This is a genomic window from Aeromicrobium sp. SP1 (assembly GCF_055663785.1).
The window spans coordinates 916,817-938,581 of sequence record NZ_JBQVVK010000001.1 but is presented as its reverse complement, the minus strand read 5'-3'; the positions used below and the strand labels follow the sequence as shown (position 1 = coordinate 938,581).

The window sequence follows — 21,765 nt, the reverse complement described above, 5'->3', positions numbered from 1 at the left end:
TCACTCGTCCTCGTCGTCGCCCTCGGGCTCGGCGTCGACCCCGGCCTCGGCGCGCTGCTCGGGCGTGATGGGCGCCGGGGCCGCGGTGAGCGGGTCGTAGCCGCCGCCGGACTTCGGGAACGCGATGACCTCGCGGATCGAGTCGGTGCCCGCGAGCAGGGCCGTGATGCGGTCCCAGCCGAACGCGATGCCGCCGTGCGGCGGGGCGCCGTACTTGAACGCGTCGAGCAGGAAGCCGAACTTCTCGCGCGCCTCGTCCTGCGACAGCCCCATGATCGCGAAGACCCGCTCCTGGACCTCGCGGTCGTGGATACGGATCGAGCCGCCGCCGATCTCGTTGCCGTTGCAGACGATGTCGTACGCCCACGCGAGCGCCGAGCCCGGGTCCTCGGAGAAGGCCTCGGTGTCCTGCGGCGACGTGAACGCGTGGTGCACGGCCGTCCAGGCGCCCGAGCCGACCGCGACGTCACCGGACGCGACGGCGTCCGAGGCCGGCTCGAACAGCGGGGCGTCGACGATCCAGACGAACTTCCACGCCGACTCGTCGATCAGGTCGCACTTGCGGCCGATCTCGAGACGGGCGGCGCCCAGCAGGGCACGCGTGGACTTGACCGGACCGGCGCCGAAGAAGACGCAGTCCCCCGGCTTCGCGCCGACGTGGGCGGCCAGGCCCGCGCGCTCGTCCTCGGACAGGTTCTTCGCGACCGGACCGCCGAGCTCGCCGTCCTCCTGCACGAGCACGTAGGCCAGGCCCTTCGCGCCGCGCTGCTTGGCCCACTCCTGCCACGCATCGAGCTGGCGGCGAGGCTGCGAGGCGCCTCCGGGCATGACGACCGCACCGACGTACGGCGCCTGGAACACCCGGAACGGGGTGTTCGCGAAGTACTCCGTGCACTCGACGAGCTCGAGGTCGACGCGCAGGTCGGGCTTGTCCGAGCCGTAGCGGGCCATCGCGTCGGCGTACGTCATGTGCGGGATCGGCGTCTCGATCTCGTGGCCGATGAGGCGCCACAGCGCGACGAGGATCTCCTCGCCGAGCGCGATGACGTCGGACTGCTCGACGAAGCTCATCTCGATGTCGAGCTGGGTGAACTCGGGCTGGCGGTCGGCGCGGAAGTCCTCGTCGCGGTAGCAGCGCGCGATCTGGTAGTACCGCTCCATGCCGCCGACCTGCAGCAGCTGCTTGAACAGCTGCGGGCTCTGCGGCAGCGCGTACCAGCTGCCGGGACGCAGGCGGGCCGGCACGAGGAAGTCGCGCGCACCCTCGGGGGTCGAGCGGGTCAGCGTGGGCGTCTCGATCTCGACGAAGTCACGACCGGCGAGCACGGTGCGGGCGGCGGCGTTGACCTTCGAGCGCAGCCGGATCGCGGCGGCCGGACCCGACCGGCGCAGGTCGAGGTAGCGGTGCTTGAGGCGCACCTCCTCGCCCACCTCGACGTGGTCGTCGATGGGGAACGGCAGCGGCTCGGACTTCGACAGCACGACGACCTCGTCGGCGATGATCTCGATCTCGCCGGTGGGGATCGCCGCGTTCTCGTTGCCCTCGGGCCGCTTCTCGACGGTGCCGGTGACCTTGAGGCAGAACTCGTTGCGCAGCTGGTGCGCGACTTCCTCGCGGACGACGACCTGGACGACGCCACTGGCCTCGCGCAGGTCGATGAAGGCGACCCCGCCGTGGTCGCGGCGGCGGGCGACCCAGCCGGCGAGGGTGACCTGCTCACCGGTGTTCGCGGCGGTCAGGCTTCCGGCGTCATGGGTGCGGATCACGCTGTGGTCTCCTTCTGGGTCACCTGCGGTCGCAGGTCGATGGGGTCGGGGTGCCAGGCGTCGGGATCGGCCGACACCTGCTCTCCGGTACGGATGTCCTTGACCTCGTTCGTCGCGGCGAACCACACGAACGGGATGCCGCGACGCTCGGCGACGCGGATCTGCTTGCCGAACTTCGCGGCGGTGGGTGCCACCTCGCACGCGATGCCGCGGGCGCGCAGGCGCTGGGCGATCGCGTCGCTCGCGGGGCGGGAGTCCTCGGCGTCGACGGCGACCAGCACGGCCGACGGCACGCTGCGGCTCGCGGTGAGGCCGTCGGCGAACAGCACCGAGAGCAGCCGCGAGACGCCGAGCGAGATGCCGACACCGGGGAACGTGCGACGGCCGTCGCTCGCGAGCTGGTCGTAGCGGCCGCCCGAGCACACCGAGCCGAGCGCCTCGCGACCGGCGACGCGCGTCTCGAAGACCGTGCCGGTGTAGTAGTCCAGGCCGCGTGCGATGCGCAGGTCGGCGGTGACGGTGACGCCGGTGACGCTCGCGCAGCCGGCGATCACGGCCTCGAGCTCGGCGAGCCCCTCGTCGAGCAGCGCATGCTCGACGCCGAGCGCACGCACGCGCTCGACGAACGACATGTCGGTCGTGACGACCTCGGTCAGCGCGAGGCACGAGTCGGCCTGCGACTCGGTGAGGCCCTGCTCGAGCAGCAGCGCCCGGACCTTCTCCGCGGGCACCTTGTCGATCTTGTCGACGACCTGCATGACGGCGGTGGGCTCGGCGATCCCCAGGCCGAGGTAGAAGCCCTCGAGCACCTTGCGGTTGCTGACCTGGAGCGTCATCTGCAGGCCCGGGACAGGCAGCCCGCCGAGCGCCTCGGCCATGACGCGTGCGATCTCGACGTCGAAGTGGAACGGCAGGGTGCCATCGCCGACGATGTCGATGTCGGCCTGCGTGAACTCGCGGAAGCGGCCGGCCTGGGGACGCTCCCCGCGCCACACCTTCTGGATCTGGTGGCGACGGAACGGGAACTGCAGGCGGCCGGCGTTCTCGACGACGTAGCGCGCGAACGGCACCGTGAGGTCGAAGTGCAGGGCCATGTCGGCGGCCTCGGACTCGTCGGCGTGCAGGCGCTGGACGGCGTAGACCTCCTTGTCGATCTCGCCCTTTCGCAGCAGCGTCTCGAGCGGCTCGATCGCGCGCGTCTCGACGTTGCCGAAGCCGTGCAGCTCGAAGACGCGCCGGAGGTGGTCGAGGACGGCGAGCTCGACGGAGCGTTCGGCCGGCAGGAACTCGGGGAAGCCGGACAACCTGCTCATGCGGTCAGCTCCGCGAGGAACGGGTTGGTCGCCTTCTCGCGGCCGATCGACGTCTGCTGGCCGTGGCCGGGGAGCACGACGACGTCGTCGGGCAGGCTCAGCACCTTGGCCTGCAGGCTGCGCAGCATCTCGGCGTGGTCGCCGCCGACGAGGTCGGTGCGCCCGATCGAGCCGAAGAACAGGAAGTCGCCGGAGAACATGACCTGCGAGACCGGCTCGTCGCCCGCGTAGTCGACGCGGTAGGCCACCGTGCCCGGGGTGTGCCCGGGGCAGTGGTCGACGGTCAGCGTCAGGTCGCCCACGGCGATCGTGGCCTCGTCGATGGCGTCGCGGACCTCGGCGGGCTCGTGGAACGCGGTCTCGTCGACGTCGCCGAGCTGCTGGCGCAGCATCGCGGCGGACTCGTTCGAGATCGCGGCCATCGGGTCGGCGAGCAGGTGCCGATCGGCCGGGTGGATCCAGACGGGGCAGCCGAAGTGGTCGGCGACCTGCGTGGCGTCCCACATGTGGTCGAAGTGCCCGTGCGTCACGAGCACCGCCACGGGGGTCAGGTCGTGCTCCTCGACGACGGCCTTCACGCCCTCGAACGACTGCATCCCGGGGTCGACGATCGCGCACGGTGAACCGGGTCCGGAGGCGACGAAGTAGCAGTTCGCCTGCAGCGGTCCGGCGGGGAAGGCGGTGAGAAGCACGCCTTTCAGGGTACGCGAGGACGACCCGCGGTCGCGAACCTCCTAGACTGACCGCCATGAGTGACTGGGGTCGCGTCGACGCCGACGGCAACGTCTACGTCAAGGAGGGCGACGGTGAGCGCCTGATCGGTCAATGGGTGACCGGAGGGGACGCTGCTGAAGCACTCGCCTTCTACGTCCGCCGCTTCGAGAACCTCGAGACCGAGGTGGACCTGCTGGAGAAGCGGCTCGAGGCCGGCACGCTGTCCCCCGACGACGGCGCGAAGGCGATCACCACCGTCCGCGAGCAGCTCGTCGACGCCCAGGCGGTCGGCGACCTCGCGTCGCTGGCCACGCGTCTCGATGCCCTCGAGCCGGCCCTCGCCGAGGCCCGTGCCAAGCGCAAGGCCGAGCGCGAGCAGCGCACCGCCGAGGCCGCCGAGGCCAAGACGCGCATCGCCGACGAGGCCGAGCGGATCGCCGCCGGCACCGACTGGCGCGCCGGCGCCGACCGACTGCGCGCCCTGCTCGACGAGTGGAAGGCGCTCCCCCGGCTGAGCAAGTCGGCCGACGACGAGCTGTGGCACCGGTTCTCCAGCGCCCGCACGGCCTACACGAAGAAGCGCAAGGCCCACTTCGGCGAGCAGAACGCCCGTCGCGAGGACGCGCAGAAGGTCAAGGAGCGGCTCATCGCCGAGGCCGAGGCGCTGTCCGGCTCGACCGACTGGGGCGCCACCTCCGGCGCCTACCGCGACCTGATGACGCGCTGGAAGGCCGCGGGCTCGGCCCCGCGCAACGTCGAGGACAAGCTCTGGAAGCGGTTCCGTGCCGCGCAGGACGTGTTCTTCTCCGCCCGCGAGTCCGCGAACGCCGCGCAGGACCAGGAGTTCGCCGAGAACGCCGCGGTCAAGCGCGAACTGCTGATCGAGGCCGAGGCACTGCTGCCGATCAAGGACCTCGAGGCGACCCGCAAGGTGTGGCACGGCATCGCCGAGCGCTGGGAGGCGGCCGGCAAGGTCCCCCGCGACGACATGAAGGAGCTCGAGGGTCGGATCCGCACGGTCGAGCGGGCGATCCGCGACGCCGGCGACCAGGAGTGGAAGCGCACCGATCCGGAGAAGTCCGCGCGCGCCGACGACATGATCTCGAAGCTGGAGACGGCCATCGCCGAGACGCAGGAGGCGCTCGCGAAGGCCGAGGCCGCCGGCGACACGTCGAAGGCGAAGAAGCTGCGGGAGAACCTCGAGTCGCGGCAGTCCTTCCTCGACATCGCGCGTCGGACGGCCTCCGACTTCTCCTGAGGCGTTTTCTCCAGACACACACCTGTCACGTGTGTCACACTCTCGATGGTTCAACCTGAACCATCGAGAACGGAGTGACGCATGACCGACAGCCCGCAGACCGCGACCGTCGACGCCGAGGCCCTCGCCGGCCGCGAGATGGCTCCCGGCACGTCGATGTATCTCATGTTCGTGGTGCTGCTGCTGTCGTTCACCGGCCCGGCGATGTTCCTGTCGAGCTTCTTCGACCACCACGTGTCGCCGTGGGAGGTCGCGTCACCGCTGACCCTCGCCCTCGTCGGCGCCGCGCTCGTCGGCATCCTGCCCGCGCTCGTGTCGGCCTCTCGCGTGCTGCTGTGGGAGGACGCCCGCGTGCTCGTCGCGCCGGTCATCGTCATCGTGTGGGGCCTGCTGCTGACCACCACGATCGGCACGTTCGTCCTGGACGACGCCCCGCGCAATGCCGTCTACATGCTGCTGTGGCTCGTCGGCATCACGGCGCTCGCACTGTTCGCCATCCCGATGCTCGTCTCGCAGTTCCGTGAGCCGCGCCTCGACCTCGCCGTCCTCGTGCCGTTCCCCGGCTGGACCAAGCCGCTCGTCGCGATCCTCGGCTCGGCGCACTTCGGACTCGGCGTGGGCCTGATCGGCGCCCCGGCCTTCTGGAGCCAGCGGATCCCGTGGGACACCAACCTCGTCGACGCGCGCGTCCTCGGCGTCTGGTGCCTGGGTCTCGGCGTGGGTCTGCTGGGTGCGCTCGCCGAGGACGACCTGATGCGGCTGGGCAGCGGCATGAAGGCGATGTTCGGCATCGGCATCGCCGAGCTCGTCGCACTCGCCTGCAACACCGGAGCGGTCGACTGGACGTCGTGGGAGGCCGCCTCGGCCCTGGCCCTCGCGATCGGACTCATCGCCGTCGGACTCGTCGGCCCGGCCCTCGTGAAGATGAGCGACCAGCACCGCCAGATCCACCGCACCGCCTGACCACGGTGATCGAGTACCGCCCCGCCCGGTGATCGAGTAGCCACCGCGAGCGAAGCGAGCAGGGTGGCGTATCGAGATCACCTCACCTGGATTCACCTGGGGACAACCATCCCGCCCCCGCGAATCACGACCATCCTGAACCGGTGGCCCACGTCTACATCCTGCGCTGCTCCGACGGCTCCTACTACGTCGGCAGCACCCGCAACCTCGCGGCGCGACTCCACCAGCACCAGCAGGGGCGCGGAGCCGCGTACACCAAGCACCGGCTCCCCGTCGAGCTCATCTGGAACCACGAGTTCGACTCCGTCGTCGATGCCTTCGCCGCCGAGAAGCGCATCCAGGGCTGGTCGCGAGCCAAGCGCGAGGCACTCATGCGCGGTGACTACGACGCCCTGCCGGGCCTGGCGAAGAAGCAGAACTGGAACAGGTGATTTCGGACGTGGTCTCGATACGCCGACTCGCAAGCTCGCCGGCTACTCGACCACCCAACGGTGATCGAGTAGCCACCGCGAGCGAAGCGAGCAGGTGGCGTATCGAGATCACCGCGGGGGTCACTGGGTGACGCGGTAGACGTCGAAGACGCCCTGCACGCCGCCGACGGCCGTCAGGACGGCGCCGAGGTGCTTGGCGTCGGCCATCTCGAAGGTGAACCGGCTCTTGGCGACGCGGTCGCGGCCCGTGCTGAGCGTGGCCGACAGGATGTTGACGTGCTGGTCGGAGATGACCTTCGTGATGTCCGACAGCAGGTGCGGGCGGTCGAGCGCCTCGACCTGGATCGCGACCAGGTACGTGGTCCTCGCGTTCGCGAGCCACTGCACGTCGACGAGCCGCGCCGTCTGGTCGGCCAGGGCCATGAAGTTCGGACAGTCGGCGCGGTGCACCGAGATGCCAGCGCCACGAGTGACGAAGCCTCGGATGTCGTCGCCGGGAACCGGCGTGCAGCAGCGCGCCAGCTTGACCAGCACGTCGCCGTCGACGCCCGCGACCTCGACGCCGGCATCGCCGCGCGCCGGCGCGAGACGTGACCGCGACGGCAGGACGACGGCCTCGGCGATGTCCTCCTCGGCACCCTCGCGGCCGCCCGCGAGGTCGAGCACGCGGTCGACGACGTTCTGGGCGCCGACGTTGCCCTCGCCCACCGCGGCGTACAGCGCCGAGACGTCGGCCAGGCCGAGGTCCTTGGCGACGGTGTCGAGGTTCGCCTGCCGGAACAGGCGGTGCATCGGCAGGCCGCCCTTGCGCATCTGCTTGGCGATGAGGTCCTTGCCGTGCTCGACGGCCTCCTCGCGGCGTTCCTTCGTGAACCACTGCCGGATCTTGTTGCGGGCCCGCGGGCTCTTGACGAAGTCGAGCCAGTCGCGGCTGGGACCGGCTGTGGGCGACTTCGAGGTGAAGATCTCCACGACGTCGCCGGTTTCGAGCACGGACTCCAACGACACCAGCCGTCCGTTGACCCGGGCGCCGACGCAGGCGTGGCCGACCTCGGTGTGCACGGCGTACGCGAAGTCGACGGGGGTGGCCTCGGCCGGCAGCTGGATCACGTCACCGCGCGGCGTGTACGCGTAGACGCCGGCGTTCTGCATCTCGAAGCGCAACGAGTCCAGGAAGTCCGTCGAGTCCTCGGTCTCGGACTGCCAGTCGACCAGCTCACGCAGCCACATCATCTCGCTGCCACCGGCGCTGCTGCCCTTGAGCGATTCCTCCTTGTACTTCCAGTGCGCGGCGACACCGTACTCGGCGCGCCGGTGCATCGCGAAGGTGCGGATCTGCAGCTCGACGGGCTTGCCCTGCGGACCGATGACCGTCGTGTGCAGCGACTGGTACATGTTGAACTTCGGCACGCTGACGTAGTCCTTGAAGCGGCCGGGAATCGGGTTCCAGCGGGCGTGCAGCACGCCCAGGACGGCGTAGCAGTCGGCGACGTCCTCGACGAGGATCCGCACTCCGACGAGGTCGAAGATGTCGGAGAACTCGCGGCCGCGCACGAGCATCTTCTGGTAGATCGAGAAGTAGTGCTTGGGTCGGCCGGTCACCTTCGCCTTGATCTTGGCGTGGCCGACATCGGAGTTGACGTCGCGGATGACCCGCTCGAGGAACGCCTCACGCGACGGTGCGCGCTCGGCGACGAGCCGCACGATCTCGTCGTAGACCTTGGGGTGCAGGGTCGCGAACGCGAGGTCCTCCAACTCCCACTTGATCGTGTTCATGCCGAGCCGGTGGGCCAGCGGCGCGAAGATCTCGATCGTCTCGCGGGCGATCCGCTCCTGCTTGTCCTGGCGCAGGTACCGCAGCGTCCGCATGTTGTGCAGTCGGTCGGACAGCTTGATGACCAGGACCCGGATGTCGCGCGCCATCGCGACGACCATCTTGCGGATCGTCTCGGACTGCGCCGAGTCGCCGTACTTGACCTTGTCGAGCTTCGTGACGCCGTCGACGAGATGCACGACCTCGTCGCCGAAGTCCTTGCGCAGCTCCTCGAACGTGTAAGCCGTGTCCTCGACGGTGTCGTGCAGCAGCGCGGCGCACAGCGTGGGCGCCGTCATGCCGAGCTCGGCCAGGATCGTGGCCACGGCGAGCGGGTGGGTGATGTACGGGTCGCCGCTCTTGCGCTTCTGGCCCTCGTGCATCGTGGCCGCGACCTTGTAGGCCTTCTGGATCGACGTGACGTCGCCCTTGGGATGGGTGTCGCGGTAGATCTTGATCAGCGGGTCGAGGACTGGATTGCTGCTGGGACTCCTGCCGCCGATCCGCGAGAGACGGCTGCGGACGCGCGCGGAAGCAGGAGCCGAGTCCTGCGACTTCGGCTCCGTCGGCTTGCTCACCGCCTCCACGGGCGGCTTCTCGGTACGCTCGGCCACGCGTCCCTCCTTCCCGTCAGTCTAGAACTCCAGCAGTGAGACCAACGGCGTACCGGCAAGGCGGTCACGCCCGGCCAGCCCAAGCAGCTCGATCAGGACCACATCGGCGACGACCTCGGCGTCGAGCCGCGCGAACAGCCGGTTGGCCGCCTCGAGGGTGCCCCCGGTGGCCAGCACGTCATCGACCACGAGCACGCGCTGCCCCGGCGCGACGGCGTCGCGGTGCACCTCGATCGTGGCCTCCCCGTACTCGAGCGCGTACGACTCCGCGATCGTGTCGGCGGGGAGCTTGCCGGCCTTGCGCACCGGGATGAGTCCCGCGCCGAGCTGCTCTGCGAGCAGCGGGGCCAGCAGGAAGCCGCGCGCCTCGACGCCGGCGACCGCGTCGATCGGGCCGAGGTGCGCCACGGCCTCGGCCAGCGCACGCCCGGTGGCGACGAGGCCGTCATGGTCGGCCAGCAGGGGCGTGATGTCGCGGAAGGTGACGCCGGGCGCAGGCCAGTCCTCGATGGCGCGGATGAGGCGCCCCGCGAGGGCGGCGAAGTCGCTCACTCGGGGCTCTCGGTCTCGGGCGCGTCGGTGTCGGGCTCGGCGTCGGGCCCGGGCTCGACGATCTCGGCGACGGCCGCGCGGGCGACGGTGATGACGGTGTTCGGGGCGATCTCGAGACCGACTGTGTCCTCGTCGACGGTCGTGATCGTGCCGTGGATGCCGCTGCTGATCATGACCTGGGCGCCGGGTCTGAGCGCGTCCTGCATCCTCCTCAGGGCTCCGTACTGCTTCTGGCGGGCCTGCATGGGCCGCACGATCAGCAGGTAGAAGACGACGACGAGAAGCGCGATGGGCAGCAGGGTCTCGATCACGCCACGACTCTAGTCGGCGGCGTCGTCCAGGCTCAGTTGGGCCGGGCCCGTCGGGGCGCTCAGCCCGAGGTGCTGCCACGCCGCCGGGGTCGCGATCCGGCCGCGCGGGGTGCGGGCGAGGAACCCCAGCCGGACGAGGAACGGCTCGGCCAGCTCCTCGACCGTCTCGCGCTCCTCGCCGACCGCCACCGCGAGCGTCGAGATGCCGACCGGTCCCCCGCCGAAGTTCGCACACAGCGCCGTCAGGACGGCACGGTCGAGCCGGTCGAGGCCGAGGTCGTCGACCTCGTAGAGCGCGAGGGCCGCGCGAGCGATCGCGTGGTCGACGGCGCCGTCGGCGCGGACCTCGGCGTAGTCGCGGACGCGGCGCAGCAGGCGGTTGGCGATGCGGGGCGTGCCGCGCGAGCGCGAGCCGATCTCGGCGGAGGCGTCGGCCGACACCGACAGCGACAGCAGGTCGGCCGAGCGGCGCACGATCCGGTCGAGGTCGTCGGGGGCGTAGTAGTCGAGCTGGGCAGTGAAGCCGAAGCGGTCGCGCAGCGGGCCCGGCAGCAGACCGGCGCGGGTCGTGGCGCCGACGACCGTGAACGGCGGGATCTCCAGCGGGATCGCGGTCGCCCCCGGTCCCTTGCCGACGATGACGTCGACGCGGAAGTCCTCCATCGCCATGTAGAGCAGTTCCTCGGCCGGGCGGCTCATCCGGTGGATCTCGTCGATGAACACGACGTCGCCCTCGTTGACGCCGGACAGGATCGCGGCGAGGTCGCCCGCGTGCTGGATCGCCGGACCGCTGGTCAGGCGCAGGGGCGCCGCGAGCTGGTGGGCGATGATCATCGCGATCGTGGTCTTGCCGAGTCCGGGCGGACCGGACAGCAGCACGTGGTCGGGCGTGCGGCCGCGGGCGACGGCGGCGTCGAGCACGAGCGAGAGCTGTTCGCGCACGCGCTCCTGGCCGATCAGCTCGTCGAGCGTGCGGGGACGCAGGGCCTGCTCGAAGGCGCGCTCCTCCGGTCCGGCCGCCTCGGCGATGATCGACTCGAAGTCACCGTCGAAGTCGGTCATCGCGACCGGTCCATCGACCGGAGGGCGTCCCGCAGGATCGCCGAGACGTCGGGGGCGTCGCCGACGCCGTCCGCGACGCGCTCGATCGCGGCATCGGCGTCCTTGGCCGACCAGCCCAGACCGACGAGTGCCTCGTGCACCTGGTCACGCCACGCGGCGGCCGCCGGGGCCGTCGCCGTGACGACGGACCCGACGCGGTCCTTGAGCTCGACGACGATCCGCTCGGCGCCCTTCCTGCCGATGCCCGGAACCTTCGTGAGGGTGGCGTGGTCGGACGAGGCGATCGCGGTGCGCAGCCGATCGGGCGGCAGCACGGCGAGCATCGCCTGGGCGACCTTGGGCCCGACGCCGCTCGCGGTCTGCACGAGCTCGAACATGTCGCGTTCCTCGGCGTCGGCGAAGCCGTACAGCGTCATCGAGTCCTCGCGGACGACGAGCGAGGTCCACAGCGTGGCCTCCGTGCCGAGCCGCAGGGACGCGATCGTCGACGGCGTGCACATGACGTGGTGGCCGAGACCTCCGATGTCGATCACGGCGGCGTTCAGGGTCACGGTCGTGACCGTGCCGCGCACGTGCGCGATCACCGGCGGGCTCCCGCGACGGCCTCGGCGAGCCGGTTGTGAGCGGTACCGCGCCACAGGTGGCAGATCGCCAGGGCAAGGGCGTCCGCGGCGTCCGCGGGCTTGGGCGGCGCGCTGAGGCGCAGCAGGCGGGCGACCATCGCGCCGACCTGGTCCTTGTCGGCGCGACCGTTGCCGGTGACGGCGGCCTTGACCTCCGACGGGGTGTGCAGGTGGACGTCGACCCCGTGGCGGGCGGCGACCAGCATCGCGATCCCGCTGGCCTGGGCCGTTCCCGTCACGGTGCGCAGGTTGTGCTGGCTGAAGACGCGCTCGACCGCCATGACGTCCGGCCGCAGCCGGACCACGAGCGCGTCGAGGGCCTGCTCGATCCGCAACAGGCGGCGCGACAGCTCGAGATCGGCGGGCGTGCGCACGACCCCGACGTCGACCAGGTGCAGCGGGCGGCCCACGCTGCCCTCGACGACACCGACGCCGCAGCGGGTGAGCCCGGGGTCGATGCCCAGGACGCGAACAGAACGCATGTTCGACATCCTAGGAGCCGTGCCGCGGCACCGTCGCACGCCACGCCGGTGGCAAGGTGGAGACCATGACGACGCCCCGCCCTCGCCCGTTCTCGCAGGTCGACGTGTTCTCGACGACCCCGTATCTCGGCAACCCGGTTGCGGTGGTCCTCGACGCGCAGGGCCTGGACGACGAGTCGATGCAGCGAGTCGCACGCTGGACGAACCTGTCGGAGACCACGTTCGTCCTGCCGCCCACCGATCCGTCGGCGGACTACCGGCTGCGCATCTTCACGACCGGGGGCGAGCTCCCGTTCGCCGGCCACCCGACCCTCGGCTCCGCGCACGCATGGCTCGAGTCCGGCGGTGTCCCGCGGGATCCGCACTGCATCGTCCAGCAGTGTGCCGCGGGACTGGTCGACGTCCGACGCGACGATCACGGGCTGGCCTTCACGGCACCGCCGACGCTGCGCGACGGCAACCTGGACGAGGCGTACGTGGACCAGATCGTCCACGCCTTCGGCATCGAGCGCGAGCAGGTGCTGGCCCACCAGTGGGTGGACAACGGGCCCGGCTGGGCCGTCGTGCGGCTCGCGACGGCCCGTGAGGTGCTCGACCTCGAGCCCGACCTCTCGCTCATCCCGGACGCGATGGTCGGCGCGGTGGGCGCCCACCCGCCGGGGTCGGAGCACGCCTTCGAGCTGCGCACCTTCGCGCCGGGGCTCGGCGGCGGCTTCACGGAGGATCCCGTCTGCGGCAGCATGAACGCCTCCGTCGCCCAGTGGTTCCTGCGCACCGGCGAGGTAGACGGGAACTACTCGGTCACGCAGGGCAGCCGACTTCACCGGGACGGCCGGATCGCGATCTCGACGGCCGCCGACGGCACGGTCGTCGTCGGTGGTGCGACGCACACGCTGTTCCGGGGTGTGGCACTCATCTAGCGTGGGGGTCATGCCCCAGACAGTTCGCGGTGTCGTCGCCCGCAGCAAAGGCGCCCCCGTCACCCTCGAGAACGTGATCGTCCCCGACCCAGGACCGGGCGAGGCCGTCGTGCGGATCCAGACGTGCGGGGTGTGCCACACCGACCTGCACTACCGCGAGGGCGGGATCAACGACGAGTTCCCCTTCCTGCTCGGGCACGAGGCCGCGGGCGTGGTCGAGGCCGTCGGTGACGGCGTCGACGAGGTCGCGCCGGGCGACTTCGTGGTCCTGAACTGGCGAGCCGTGTGCGGACAGTGCCGCGCGTGCCGGCGCGGCGACCCGCAGTACTGCTTCGCGACGCACAACGCGAAGCAGAGGATGACGTTGGAGGACGGCACCGAGCTGTCCCCCGCGCTCGGCATCGGGGCGTTCATCGAGAAGACCCTCGTCGCGGCCGGTCAGTGCACGAAGGTCGACCCGTCGGCCGATGCGGCCGCTGTCGGCCTGCTCGGCTGCGGCGTGATGGCCGGACTGGGCGCGGCGATCAACACCGGCGGCCTGACCCGAGGCCGGTCGGCCGCCGTGATCGGGTGCGGCGGAGTCGGGGTCGCCGCGATCGCCGGTGCCGCTCTGGCCGGCGCGAGCCCGATCATCGCGGTCGACATCGACCCGGCGAAGCTGGCCCGGGCCGAGCAGCTGGGCGCGACGCACACGATCGACTCGTCGACCGTCGATCCGGTCGAGGAGATCAAGCGGATCTGCGCCGAGACCTACGAGGGCGCCGAGGGTGCCGACGTCGTGATCGAGGCGGTCGGCCGGCCCGAGACGTGGAAGCAGGCGTTCTACGCGCGGGACCTCGCCGGAACGGTCGTCCTGGTCGGCGTGCCGACACCCGACATGGTGATCCCCGAGATCCCGCTCATCGACGTGTTCGGGCGCGGCGGCGCGCTCAAGTCCAGCTGGTACGGCGACTGCCTGCCCAGCCGCGACTTCCCCGTCCTCGTCGACCTCTACCGGCAGGGCCGGCTCGACCTCGACGCCTTCGTGACCGAGCGGATCGGCATCGAGGACGTCGAGGCCGCGTTCGACCGGATGCACGAGGGCGCCGTGCTGCGCAGCGTGGTGGTGCTCTGATGGGCGCGCGCGTGGAGCAGGTCGTCACCTCGGGGCAGTTCAGCCTCGACGGCGGCACGTGGGACGTCGACAACAACGTCTGGCTCGTCGGCGACGACCGCGAGGTGATCGTGATCGACGCGCCGCACGACGCGGCCGCGATCCTCGACGCGGTCGACGACCGCACCGTCGTGGCGATCGTCCTCACGCACGGCCACAACGACCACGTCAACGCCGCCCTCGACCTGCGTGAGGCCACTGGCGCACCGATCTGGTTCCCCTCGGCGGACGCGATGCTGTGGGAGGCCGAGAACGGCGACGCCTCGCCCGATCACGACCTCGTCGACGGCACCGAGCTCACCGTCGCGGGCACGACCCTGAGGGCCCTCGCGACCCCGGGTCACTCCCCCGGCAGCACGTGCCTGCACGCGCCCGAGCTGGGCGTCGTGTTCAGCGGCGACACGCTGTTCGCCGGCGGCCCCGGCGCCACCGGCCGCAGCTTCTCCAGCTTCGACACGATCATCGACTCGATCCGGGAACGACTGCTGACCCTGGCGCCCGAGACCGTCGTGCACACCGGACACGGGGACGACACCACGATCGGCGCCGAGTCCCCCGATCTGGACGCCTGGATCGCCCGCGGCCACTGAACGCTAGGGTCGTCGGCGTGGCACGGGGGTGGATCGCGGTGATCGCGACGGTCATGGCGTTGGCGGGATGCTCCTCGGGCGACCCTGCGCCGCAGGCGGCGATCGCCGGGCCGACGGTCGTCGACCTGGCCGGCGCACCGCCCTTCGTCGAGGGCAAGGACTACCGGATCGCCGTCGAGGCTCCCGAGTCCGTCGACGGCGCCCCGGCCGTCTACGCCGGCAACGCCCCCGACGGCTCCCAGATCCTCGTGCTCGACGGCGACGACCTCGTCGCCCGCGATCCCGAGACCGGAGCCGTCACGACCCTCGCCGACGACGTCCCCGACGACACCCGGCCCGTCCTCATGGACGACGGCGTCTACTTCGCCGACACCGACGACGTCGTGCGGGTCCCGCTCGACGGTGGCGCGGCCACGCCCGTGCGCGACGCCACCCTCGCGGAGGCCTGTGCCTTCGCCGACCAGGGGGTGCGCGTGACGTGCGAGCGGCACGACCTGCTCGTCGACTCCCCCGTGTACGGCGCGTACCGGATCGCTGCTGCCGCGGACGACGTCGAGGCGAACCACCGATGGGTCGCGTTCAGCACCGACGACGGCGCGAAGTCCTACATCCTGGACCTCGCCCGCGACCGCGTCATGACGTACCCGAGCGATTCCGTGGACCTCGCCGAGATCTCGCTGATCGGCTGATCAGTCGCCGAGCAGCGCGTCGGGGGTGCGCTCGATCTCGGCCGCCAGCTCGTCGGCGACCCGGCGGGCCCGGCGACGGCCGGCGACCAGGGTGCGGTGCAGGGGACGGTCGGCGCCGTCGCGTCCGATCTCGACCGGGTAGCGCGCGAACAGGGCCCACACCGCGGCCATCAGGACGGGCACGAACAGCAGGACCCACCCGCGACCGGACTCGATCAGGACGGGGGTCAGCAGGAGCAGCAGCACGATCGGAGCGACCAGCAGCAGCGGGCCGAAGCCGCCCTCCTCCTCGACGTGGCCGACGGCGAGGTCCGCCCTGCCCGACCGCAGGCGGGGCCGGCCGACGCTCACGGTCCAGCCCACCCCGTCGGAGGTGGAGACGCGCCGGTTCATGGCCCTCACCCTCCCACGGCCATAGAGTGCTGATCGAGGCGCAACGCCGCGCCGTCGAGGAGGTCGTGATGTCCACCGAGAAGGAGCTCGCGGCAGCGGTCGCCGCGACGATGCCCAGCGTCCGTTCGACGCTCGAGGAGATGGTCGCGATCGCCTCGGTCGCGTTCCCCGGCTTCCCGTCCGACCCCGTTCACCAGATGGCCCAGCGCACCGTCGACGCCTTCACCGCGATCGGCGTCGACGCGCGACTCGAGCCGATCGAGGGCGGCTACCCCGCGGTGTGTGCCGAGATCCCCGCGCCCGACGGTGCGCCGACCGTCCTGATGTACGCGCACTACGACGTCCAGCCGGCCCCCGTCGAGCAGGGCTGGGACACCGACCCGTTCGTCGCCACCGAGGTCGACGGCCGCATCCACGGTCGCGGCGCCGCCGACGACAAGAGCGGCATCGCGATCCACCTCGCCACGCTGGCCGCGTTCGACGGCAGGCCGCCGGTGGGCGTGCGGCTCGTGATCGAGGGCGAGGAGGAGACCGTCAGTCATCTGGAGGCGCACGTCGAGCAGCACCCCGAGCGGTTCGGGGCCGACGTCATGCTCGTGGCCGACATGGGCAACCTCGTCGTCGGCGAGCCCGTCCTGACCACGAGGCTGCGCGGTCATGTGAAGGCGATCGTCCGGATCGAGACGCTCGAGGACCCCATCCATTCCGGACTCTTCGGCGGTGCCGCGCCGGACGCGCTGTTGGCGCTCATCCGGCTGCTCGACCAGCTGACCGACGAGCACGGCGACTGCGCCGTGCCGGGGATCGCGTCCTCAGAGTGGGACGGGGCCGAGTTCACCGAGGAGATGCTGCGTGCGAACGCCGGAGTGCTCTCGGGAGTCGATCTCGTCGGCAGCGGGGCGGTCGCCTCGCGGCTGTGGTCGAAACCGTCGATCAGCGTGCTGGGCATCGACGCGCCCTCGGTCAAGGAAGCCAGCAACGTCCTGCACGCGAACGCGGCCGCCGTGGTGGCGATGCGCATCCCCGCGGGCCAGGACCCGCGCGACGCGATGGACAAGCTCGTGGAGTTCCTGTGCGACCACGCCCCCGGCAACGTCCGGATCACGGTGACCGAGGACAAGCTCTCGCCGCCGTTCTCGCAGGGCACCGACGGCACGGCCTTCGCGGCGATGACGACCGCCCTCGAGCAGGCGTACGGGCGACCGGTCACGACGGTGGGCTCGGGCGGGTCCATCCCGCTTCTGGACACCCTGCGCGATGCGAGCCCCGACGCCGACTTCGTGCTGTTCGGCGCCGAGGACCAGCAGCGGGCAGCGATCCACGGACCGAACGAGAGCGTCGACCCGACCGAGATCGAGAAGATGGCACTGGCCCAGGCGTTGCTCCTGCAGGCCTTGGCGGAGGGGAGCTGACATGGACAACGTCGTGCTGGTGCTGGAGGCGCTCGTCGTCGTCGGCGCGATCTACATGGGCGTCCGCACGGGCGGGATCGGCCTCGGCCTGTGGGGCGCCGTCGGCGTCCTGATCCTGCTGTTCGTCTTCCAGGCGACGCCGGGAGACATCCCGCGCGACGCCATCCTGGTGATCCTCGCGGTCATCACGGCGGCGTCGGCGATGCAGGCGGCCGGTGGCATCGACTACCTCGTGACGGTCGCGGAGCGGATCATCCGGTCCCGACCGTCGATGGTGAACTTCCTCGCGCCCGTCGTGACGTTCCTGTTCTGCGCGGGAGCCGGCACCGGCAACATCGCCTTCCCGCTCCTGCCGGTGATCTACGAGGTCGCGTACGAGCGCGGCATCCGGCCCGAGCGCGCCCTCGGCACGTCGGTCGCCTCGTCGGGCATCGCGCTGGCCGCGAGCCCCGTCTCCGCGGCGATGGCGGCGTTCGTCGGGTTGACCGCCTCGCAGGGCGATGCGCTCTCGCTGGGCCAGATCCTCGCGATCACGCTGCCGTCCGGCCTGATCGCCGTGCTCGTCTCGGCCGCCATCTACTCACGCTGGGGCAAAGACCTCGACGACGACGAGGAGTACCAGCGCCGCCTCGCGGAGGGCCTCATCCAGCCTCCGGGTCGCAAGACGGCCGCGAACGTGACCCTGCGCCCTGGCGCGAAGGCCGCCGCGCTCGTGTTCCTGTCCGGCGTCGTGATCGTCGTGGTGCTGGGCCTGTTCGACGAGCTGCTGCCGCCCTACGGCGCGGTCGACCCCGACAACCCGAAGCTCTCGCTCACGACGCTGCTGATCGTGCTGATGCTGGTCGTGGCGCTCGCGGTCATGTACGTCGGCAAGGTCAAGCCGACCGAGGTGCTCGACGCGCCGCTGACGAAGTCGGGCCTGACCGCGATCATCGCGCTGCTGGGCATCGCGTGGCTCGCGAACACGTTCATCGCCAACAACGAGGAGACGATCATCGGCGGCCTGACCGACGTGGCCCAGGAGGCCCCGTGGTTCCTGGCGATCGGCATGTTCATCGTCGCCGGCATGACGACCAGCCAGTCGGCCTCGGTCAACACGATGATCCCGCTCGGCATGAGCCTGGGCATCGGCACGCCCGCGCTGGCCGCCTACCTGCCGGCCATGGGCGGCGTGTTCCTTCTGCCCGCCAACGGCACGCAGCTGGCCGCGGTCGAGATCGACCAGACCGGCTCGACGAAGATCGGCAAGTACGTCCTGAACCACTCGTTCATCGTCCCGACGATCATCATGTGCGCGGTGGCCGTCGGCGTCGGCCTCGCGATCAGCCTGCTGTTCGTCTGATCCCGCGACTCACCTGATCCCGCGACCGCGGGCGCGATGTGTAGCGATATCCACCGGATTCAGCGCCGATGAGAGCACAAAGTGTGGATACCGCTACACATTTCGCGGAGGACCCGGGAGGTCGAGCTCAGAGCTCGGCCATGACCTCGTCGGAGGCGTCGAAGTTCGCGTAGACGTTCTGGACGTCGTCGCTGTCCTCGAGGGCGTCGATCAGCCGGACGACCTTGGCGGCGCCGTCGGCGTCGACCTCGACGGTGACGCTCGGCACGAACGAGGCGTCGGCCGAGTCGTAGTCGAGTCCCGCCTCCTGCAGCGCCGTACGCACCGCGACCAGGTCGGTGGGCTCGCACACGACCTCGAACGAGCCGTCGAGGTCGTTGACCTCGTCGGCGCCGGCGTCGAGCACGGCCATCAGGATGTCGTCCTCGTTCGTGGCGCCGCCCTCCTGCTCGGCGGGCACGATGATGACGCCCTTGCGGTGGAACAGGTACGACACGGAGCCCGGATCGGCCATCGTCCCGCCGTTGCGGGTCATGGCCGTGCGGACCTCCATCGCGGCACGGTTCTTGTTGTCGGTGAGGCACTCGATGAGGAACGCGACGCCGTTCGGGCCGTAGCCCTCGTACATGATCGTCGTGTAGTCGACGCCCGCGCCGTCGAGCCCGCCGCCGCGCTTGACGGCGCGGTCGATGTTGTCGTTCGGGACGGACTGCTTCTTGGCCTTCTGGACCGCGTCATAGAGCGTGGGGTTGCCCTCGACGTCGGCGCCGCCGGTGCGAGCCGCGACCTCGATGTTCTTGATGAGCTTGGCGAACAGCTTGCCGCGCTTGGCGTCGATCGCGGCCTTCTTGTGCTTGGTGGTCGCCCATTTGGAGTGGCCCGACATGACTTCCCTACCTCCTACGGCCCAGCGGTCAGGACTGGGCGATGAACTCGACGAAGCTGCGGTGGACGCGATCGTCGCCCGACATCTCCGGGTGGAACGACGTGGCCATGACGTTGCGTTGTCGAACCGCAACGATTCTACCGTCGGCCGCTCCCCCGCGAACGCGGGCGAGGACCTCGACCCCCGAGCCGACCGACTCGACCCACGGCGCGCGGATGAACACCGCGTGCAGGGGCTCGTCGAGTCCGGCGAAGTCCAGGTTGGTCTCGAACGAGTCGACCTGGCGTCCGAAGGCGTTGCGGCGCACGACGATGTCGAGTCCGCCGAGCGTCTCCTGGCCGATGATCCCGTCCTCGATCTTCTCGGCCAGCATGATCATCCCGGCGCACGTGCCGAAGGTGGGCATGCCGCCGCGGATCCGCTCCTGCAACGGGTCGAACAGCTCGAAGGTCCGCGCGAGCTTGTACATGGTGGTGGACTCACCGCCCGGCAGCACCAGCGCATGGCACGTCGCCAGCTCCTCGGGCCGGCGGACCGCCAGGGCGTTCACCCCCGCCCGGTCGAGGGCCGCGAGGTGCTCGCGCACGTCACCCTGCAGGGCGAAGACGCCGACGGTGGGGGCTGAGTTCACCCGCCGAGTCTAGTGAGGTCGTCCCCACCGCCTGCGGGCCGCTACGGGGTGAGGTTGGCCTTGCAACTGAACCAGTTGGTGAGTATGACCCGGTTGAGGCTCCACGCACGGTAGTCGGTGGACCGCCATGTCACCGTGCCTCCCGGGTCGACATAGGCCGCGAAGATCCGAGCGAACCATTCGATGCCGCTGAACAGGTCGCCAAGCAGCCTTCCATCGACCACGTAGGTCCGCGTGGCGCCGGCTGCGGGTTGCAGGACGTATGTCTCGGGATTGGTCCACGCTGAATTGTTGGCGAGCTGGACCACGTAGGCGTAAGGGGTCCCGGCGGGGCTGTTCGGGTTGGGGACGGTCAGGTCGGCCTTGCCGATCCCGCCATCCGTGCACTGCATCGAGGTGGGCCGGGCCGGCAGGGGCACCGCGGTGAACTTCCCGGAGGTCATCGTCGCGTCGTCGGTGAAGGCCGCCTCGGTCGTTTGCACGGACATCAGGACCGCCGCCACACCCGAGCTGAACGCGACCAGTGCGACGACGAGGATGGCGCGGAGACGCTCGTGGGTGGCCATCCGTTCACGTTCCGGGTGTCGTCGCGCTGAAGGCGAAGGTGAACGTCGTGGACTGGCCGGCCGCCGTGACTGGCGTGGTGGACAACAGGCTGACGAGAATGCACAGGTCGTCGGTCTGCGGGACCGTGGGAATCGCCGCAGGAGTCGCGAGCGCGGTGCGGCCCGTGAACAGCGTCGTGCTGCCTGTGCCCAACGCCAGCCCGGCCGCGCCGCCTGCCAGCTGGGTAGTCGTGGGGCAGGCCGTGCTCGAGGTCGCCGTCCCCACGTAGATCTTGACCCGTGCGTTGCTGCTCAGGTCGTTGGATGTCGAAACCGCCCCTGTCGCGCCATAGGTGAAGGCGGCCGATCCCACGGCTCGTTGCACCGGCACCGTCACCGCGGTCGTGCCACCGGGCAGCGCGGTCGGCGCGGCGAAGGACGTCGCGCTCCACGCGTCCTCCCCGTTGAGCTTGAGGTCCAGGATGGCGGCCTTGACCGTGCCCGTGGACATGATCGCCTGGTCGGTGAAGACGGCGAGGGTGGCGACAGAACCGACTCCGAGGACGACGCCGAGGCTCAGCAGGGCCCGGACCCGCGACGACCATCGTCGCCCCGGTCCTCCTCCGACCTCGTCCGATTCGACCACGTGAACCCCTTCCGGATCATTGTGACGGAAAGGCGGCCTCGGAGGCAGACCGTCAGGCCGGATCGTCGGATCGGACGATCAGTGACCTCACACCCCGGACATCACTCGTCAGTCGGATCGGGGCTCGCCTGCTCACGTCGACTGAAGGCGAAGAAGAGCGCGGCCGCGACGAGCAGGCCCCCGACGAACATCCCGAACGGCGAGCTGACCGCGTTGACGACGTACCCGGCCTTCGGGATGTGGAACAGCACCTTCTCGACCGTCGTGACCTCGTAGACCTCCTCGTCGGGCGCGGCGTTCGCATCGCCCTTCAGAGTGAGCACGGCGCCGTCCTCCGTCGGGTCGACCTGGACGACGCGGTGGGTGATGCGGGTGCCCTTCTCGTTCAGGACGCTGACGATGTCGCCGACCTCCACCTCGTCCGCGTCGATCGTCTTGGCGAACGCGAGGTCACCGGCCTCGATCGCGGGAGACATCGAGCCGGAGGTGAACACGAGGGGGGTCAGACCGAACGCCAGCATCACGATCGTCCAGACGATGCACAGCAGGCCGAGGGCCGCGCCGGCCCAGAGCACGATCTCGCGCAGTCGATGCTTCCAGGTCATCGCCCCATTGTGGCGCACGTGGACTTGGGACACCGGCGCAGTTGGCCGGG

24 protein-coding genes are annotated in these 21,765 nt (G+C 70.5%); 9 read left to right on the top strand and 15 right to left on the bottom strand.

All coding sequences use genetic code 11. From position 1 onward, the window contains the following. The 3 genes from aspS to ACT26F_RS04600 are packed head-to-tail and all read right to left on the bottom strand — an operon-like array spanning position 1 to position 3,772. On the bottom strand, positions 1–1,767 hold the full coding sequence (gene aspS / locus ACT26F_RS04610) for an aspartate--tRNA ligase (protein ID WP_471669314.1): 1,767 nt from the start codon (positions 1,765–1,767) through the stop codon (positions 1–3). Then, a complete protein-coding gene (hisS, locus tag ACT26F_RS04605) occupies positions 1,764–3,080 on the bottom strand; it encodes a histidine--tRNA ligase (protein WP_471669313.1) in 1,317 nt (438 codons plus the stop codon). The genes aspS and hisS overlap by 4 nt, the downstream gene beginning before the upstream one ends. After that, positions 3,077–3,772 (bottom strand): MBL fold metallo-hydrolase, encoded by a 696-nt coding sequence (locus ACT26F_RS04600; protein WP_471669312.1) that lies wholly within the window; start codon positions 3,770–3,772, stop codon positions 3,077–3,079. Before ACT26F_RS04600 ends, hisS begins: the two co-directional genes overlap by 4 nt. Positions 3,773–3,828: 56 nt before the next feature. Between ACT26F_RS04600 and ACT26F_RS04595 the strand changes: the two genes are divergently transcribed. The 3 genes from ACT26F_RS04595 to ACT26F_RS04585 all read left to right on the top strand — a co-directional run bounded on the left by ACT26F_RS04595 (position 3,829) and on the right by ACT26F_RS04585 (position 6,446). After that, the gene (locus ACT26F_RS04595; RefSeq protein WP_471669310.1) at positions 3,829–5,052 is read left to right on the top strand and encodes a DUF349 domain-containing protein; all 1,224 of its coding nucleotides are present in this window, start codon (positions 3,829–3,831) and stop codon (positions 5,050–5,052) included. Positions 5,053–5,133: 81 nt separating this feature from the next. Next, complete coding sequence (locus ACT26F_RS04590) at positions 5,134–6,015, top strand: hypothetical protein (protein WP_471669309.1); 882 nt, start codon at positions 5,134–5,136, stop codon at positions 6,013–6,015. A 143-nt stretch (positions 6,016–6,158) separates the two neighbouring features. Next, on the top strand, positions 6,159–6,446 hold the full coding sequence (locus tag ACT26F_RS04585) for a GIY-YIG nuclease family protein (protein WP_471669308.1): 288 nt from the start codon (positions 6,159–6,161) through the stop codon (positions 6,444–6,446). Positions 6,447–6,566: 120 nt separating this feature from the next. On the opposite strand, the gene ACT26F_RS04580 is transcribed toward ACT26F_RS04585, so the two are convergent. Genes ACT26F_RS04580 through ruvC form a run of 6 tightly spaced genes read right to left on the bottom strand, consistent with a single transcriptional unit; the run spans position 6,567 to position 11,885 of the window. After that, positions 6,567–8,873 carry a RelA/SpoT family protein gene (locus tag ACT26F_RS04580; RefSeq protein WP_471669307.1) on the bottom strand — a complete coding sequence of 769 codons (2,307 nt, stop codon included), beginning with the start codon at positions 8,871–8,873 and terminating at the stop codon, positions 6,567–6,569. A 21-nt stretch (positions 8,874–8,894) separates the two neighbouring features. Further along, entirely contained in the window at positions 8,895–9,425 is a 531-nt protein-coding gene (locus tag ACT26F_RS04575) for an adenine phosphoribosyltransferase (RefSeq protein ID WP_471669306.1), read from the bottom strand. After that, on the bottom strand, positions 9,422–9,736 hold the full coding sequence (gene yajC, locus ACT26F_RS04570) for a preprotein translocase subunit YajC (protein ID WP_471669305.1): 315 nt from the start codon (positions 9,734–9,736) through the stop codon (positions 9,422–9,424). Before yajC ends, ACT26F_RS04575 begins: the two co-directional genes overlap by 4 nt. 9 nt (positions 9,737–9,745) lie before the next feature. Beyond that, positions 9,746–10,798 (bottom strand): Holliday junction branch migration DNA helicase RuvB, encoded by a 1,053-nt coding sequence (gene ruvB, locus ACT26F_RS04565; RefSeq protein ID WP_471669304.1) that lies wholly within the window; start codon positions 10,796–10,798, stop codon positions 9,746–9,748. Then, positions 10,795–11,382, bottom strand: coding sequence for a Holliday junction branch migration protein RuvA (ruvA, locus tag ACT26F_RS04560; protein WP_471669303.1), 588 nt, complete (start codon positions 11,380–11,382; stop codon positions 10,795–10,797). Before ruvA ends, ruvB begins: the two co-directional genes overlap by 4 nt. Next, positions 11,379–11,885, bottom strand: a complete 507-nt coding sequence (ruvC, locus tag ACT26F_RS04555; RefSeq protein ID WP_471671650.1) for a crossover junction endodeoxyribonuclease RuvC — start codon at positions 11,883–11,885, stop codon at positions 11,379–11,381. The genes ruvA and ruvC overlap by 4 nt, the downstream gene beginning before the upstream one ends. A gap of 83 nt (positions 11,886–11,968) precedes the next feature. On the opposite strand from ruvC, the gene ACT26F_RS04550 reads away from it, so the two are divergent. The 4 genes from ACT26F_RS04550 to ACT26F_RS04535 are packed head-to-tail and all read left to right on the top strand — an operon-like array spanning position 11,969 to position 15,255. Continuing rightward, entirely contained in the window at positions 11,969–12,823 is an 855-nt protein-coding gene (locus ACT26F_RS04550) for a PhzF family phenazine biosynthesis protein (protein WP_471669302.1), read from the top strand. A gap of 10 nt (positions 12,824–12,833) precedes the next feature. Further along, positions 12,834–13,937 carry an S-(hydroxymethyl)mycothiol dehydrogenase gene (locus ACT26F_RS04545; RefSeq protein WP_471669301.1) on the top strand — a complete coding sequence of 368 codons (1,104 nt, stop codon included), beginning with the start codon at positions 12,834–12,836 and terminating at the stop codon, positions 13,935–13,937. Further along, positions 13,937–14,566: an MBL fold metallo-hydrolase gene (locus ACT26F_RS04540; protein WP_471669300.1), complete on the top strand. Its 630-nt coding sequence runs from the start codon at positions 13,937–13,939 to the stop codon at positions 14,564–14,566. The genes ACT26F_RS04545 and ACT26F_RS04540 overlap by 1 nt, the downstream gene beginning before the upstream one ends. A gap of 17 nt (positions 14,567–14,583) precedes the next feature. After that, positions 14,584–15,255, top strand: a complete 672-nt coding sequence (locus tag ACT26F_RS04535) for a TolB-like translocation protein (protein ID WP_471669299.1) — start codon at positions 14,584–14,586, stop codon at positions 15,253–15,255. Here ACT26F_RS04535 and ACT26F_RS04530 read toward each other — a convergent pair whose 3' ends face one another. Next, the gene (locus ACT26F_RS04530; protein WP_471669298.1) at positions 15,256–15,648 is read right to left on the bottom strand and encodes a hypothetical protein; all 393 of its coding nucleotides are present in this window, start codon (positions 15,646–15,648) and stop codon (positions 15,256–15,258) included. Positions 15,649–15,716: 68 nt separating this feature from the next. Between ACT26F_RS04530 and ACT26F_RS04525 the strand changes: the two genes are divergently transcribed. Together ACT26F_RS04525 and ACT26F_RS04520 are read left to right on the top strand one after the other, a co-directional pair. Further along, the gene (locus tag ACT26F_RS04525) at positions 15,717–17,060 is read left to right on the top strand and encodes a M20/M25/M40 family metallo-hydrolase (RefSeq protein ID WP_471669297.1); all 1,344 of its coding nucleotides are present in this window, start codon (positions 15,717–15,719) and stop codon (positions 17,058–17,060) included. Position 17,061: 1 nt separating this feature from the next. Next, a complete protein-coding gene (locus tag ACT26F_RS04520; RefSeq protein ID WP_471669296.1) occupies positions 17,062–18,402 on the top strand; it encodes an anaerobic C4-dicarboxylate transporter family protein in 1,341 nt (446 codons plus the stop codon). A gap of 127 nt (positions 18,403–18,529) precedes the next feature. Here ACT26F_RS04520 and ACT26F_RS04515 read toward each other — a convergent pair whose 3' ends face one another. The 5 genes from ACT26F_RS04515 to ACT26F_RS04495 all read right to left on the bottom strand — a co-directional run bounded on the left by ACT26F_RS04515 (position 18,530) and on the right by ACT26F_RS04495 (position 21,715). Further along, positions 18,530–19,288, bottom strand: a complete 759-nt coding sequence (locus tag ACT26F_RS04515) for a YebC/PmpR family DNA-binding transcriptional regulator (protein ID WP_471669295.1) — start codon at positions 19,286–19,288, stop codon at positions 18,530–18,532. Between the two features lie 28 nt (positions 19,289–19,316). Further along, positions 19,317–19,919: a pyridoxal 5'-phosphate synthase glutaminase subunit PdxT gene (gene pdxT / locus ACT26F_RS04510; protein ID WP_471669294.1), complete on the bottom strand. Its 603-nt coding sequence runs from the start codon at positions 19,917–19,919 to the stop codon at positions 19,317–19,319. 41 nt (positions 19,920–19,960) lie between these two features. After that, positions 19,961–20,485: a hypothetical protein gene (locus ACT26F_RS04505; protein WP_471669293.1), complete on the bottom strand. Its 525-nt coding sequence runs from the start codon at positions 20,483–20,485 to the stop codon at positions 19,961–19,963. A gap of 4 nt (positions 20,486–20,489) precedes the next feature. Continuing rightward, entirely contained in the window at positions 20,490–21,110 is a 621-nt protein-coding gene (locus ACT26F_RS04500; RefSeq protein ID WP_471669292.1) for a hypothetical protein, read from the bottom strand. A gap of 101 nt (positions 21,111–21,211) precedes the next feature. Next, a complete protein-coding gene (locus ACT26F_RS04495) occupies positions 21,212–21,715 on the bottom strand; it encodes a signal peptidase I (RefSeq protein ID WP_471669291.1) in 504 nt (167 codons plus the stop codon). Positions 21,716–21,765 lie beyond the last annotated feature (50 nt).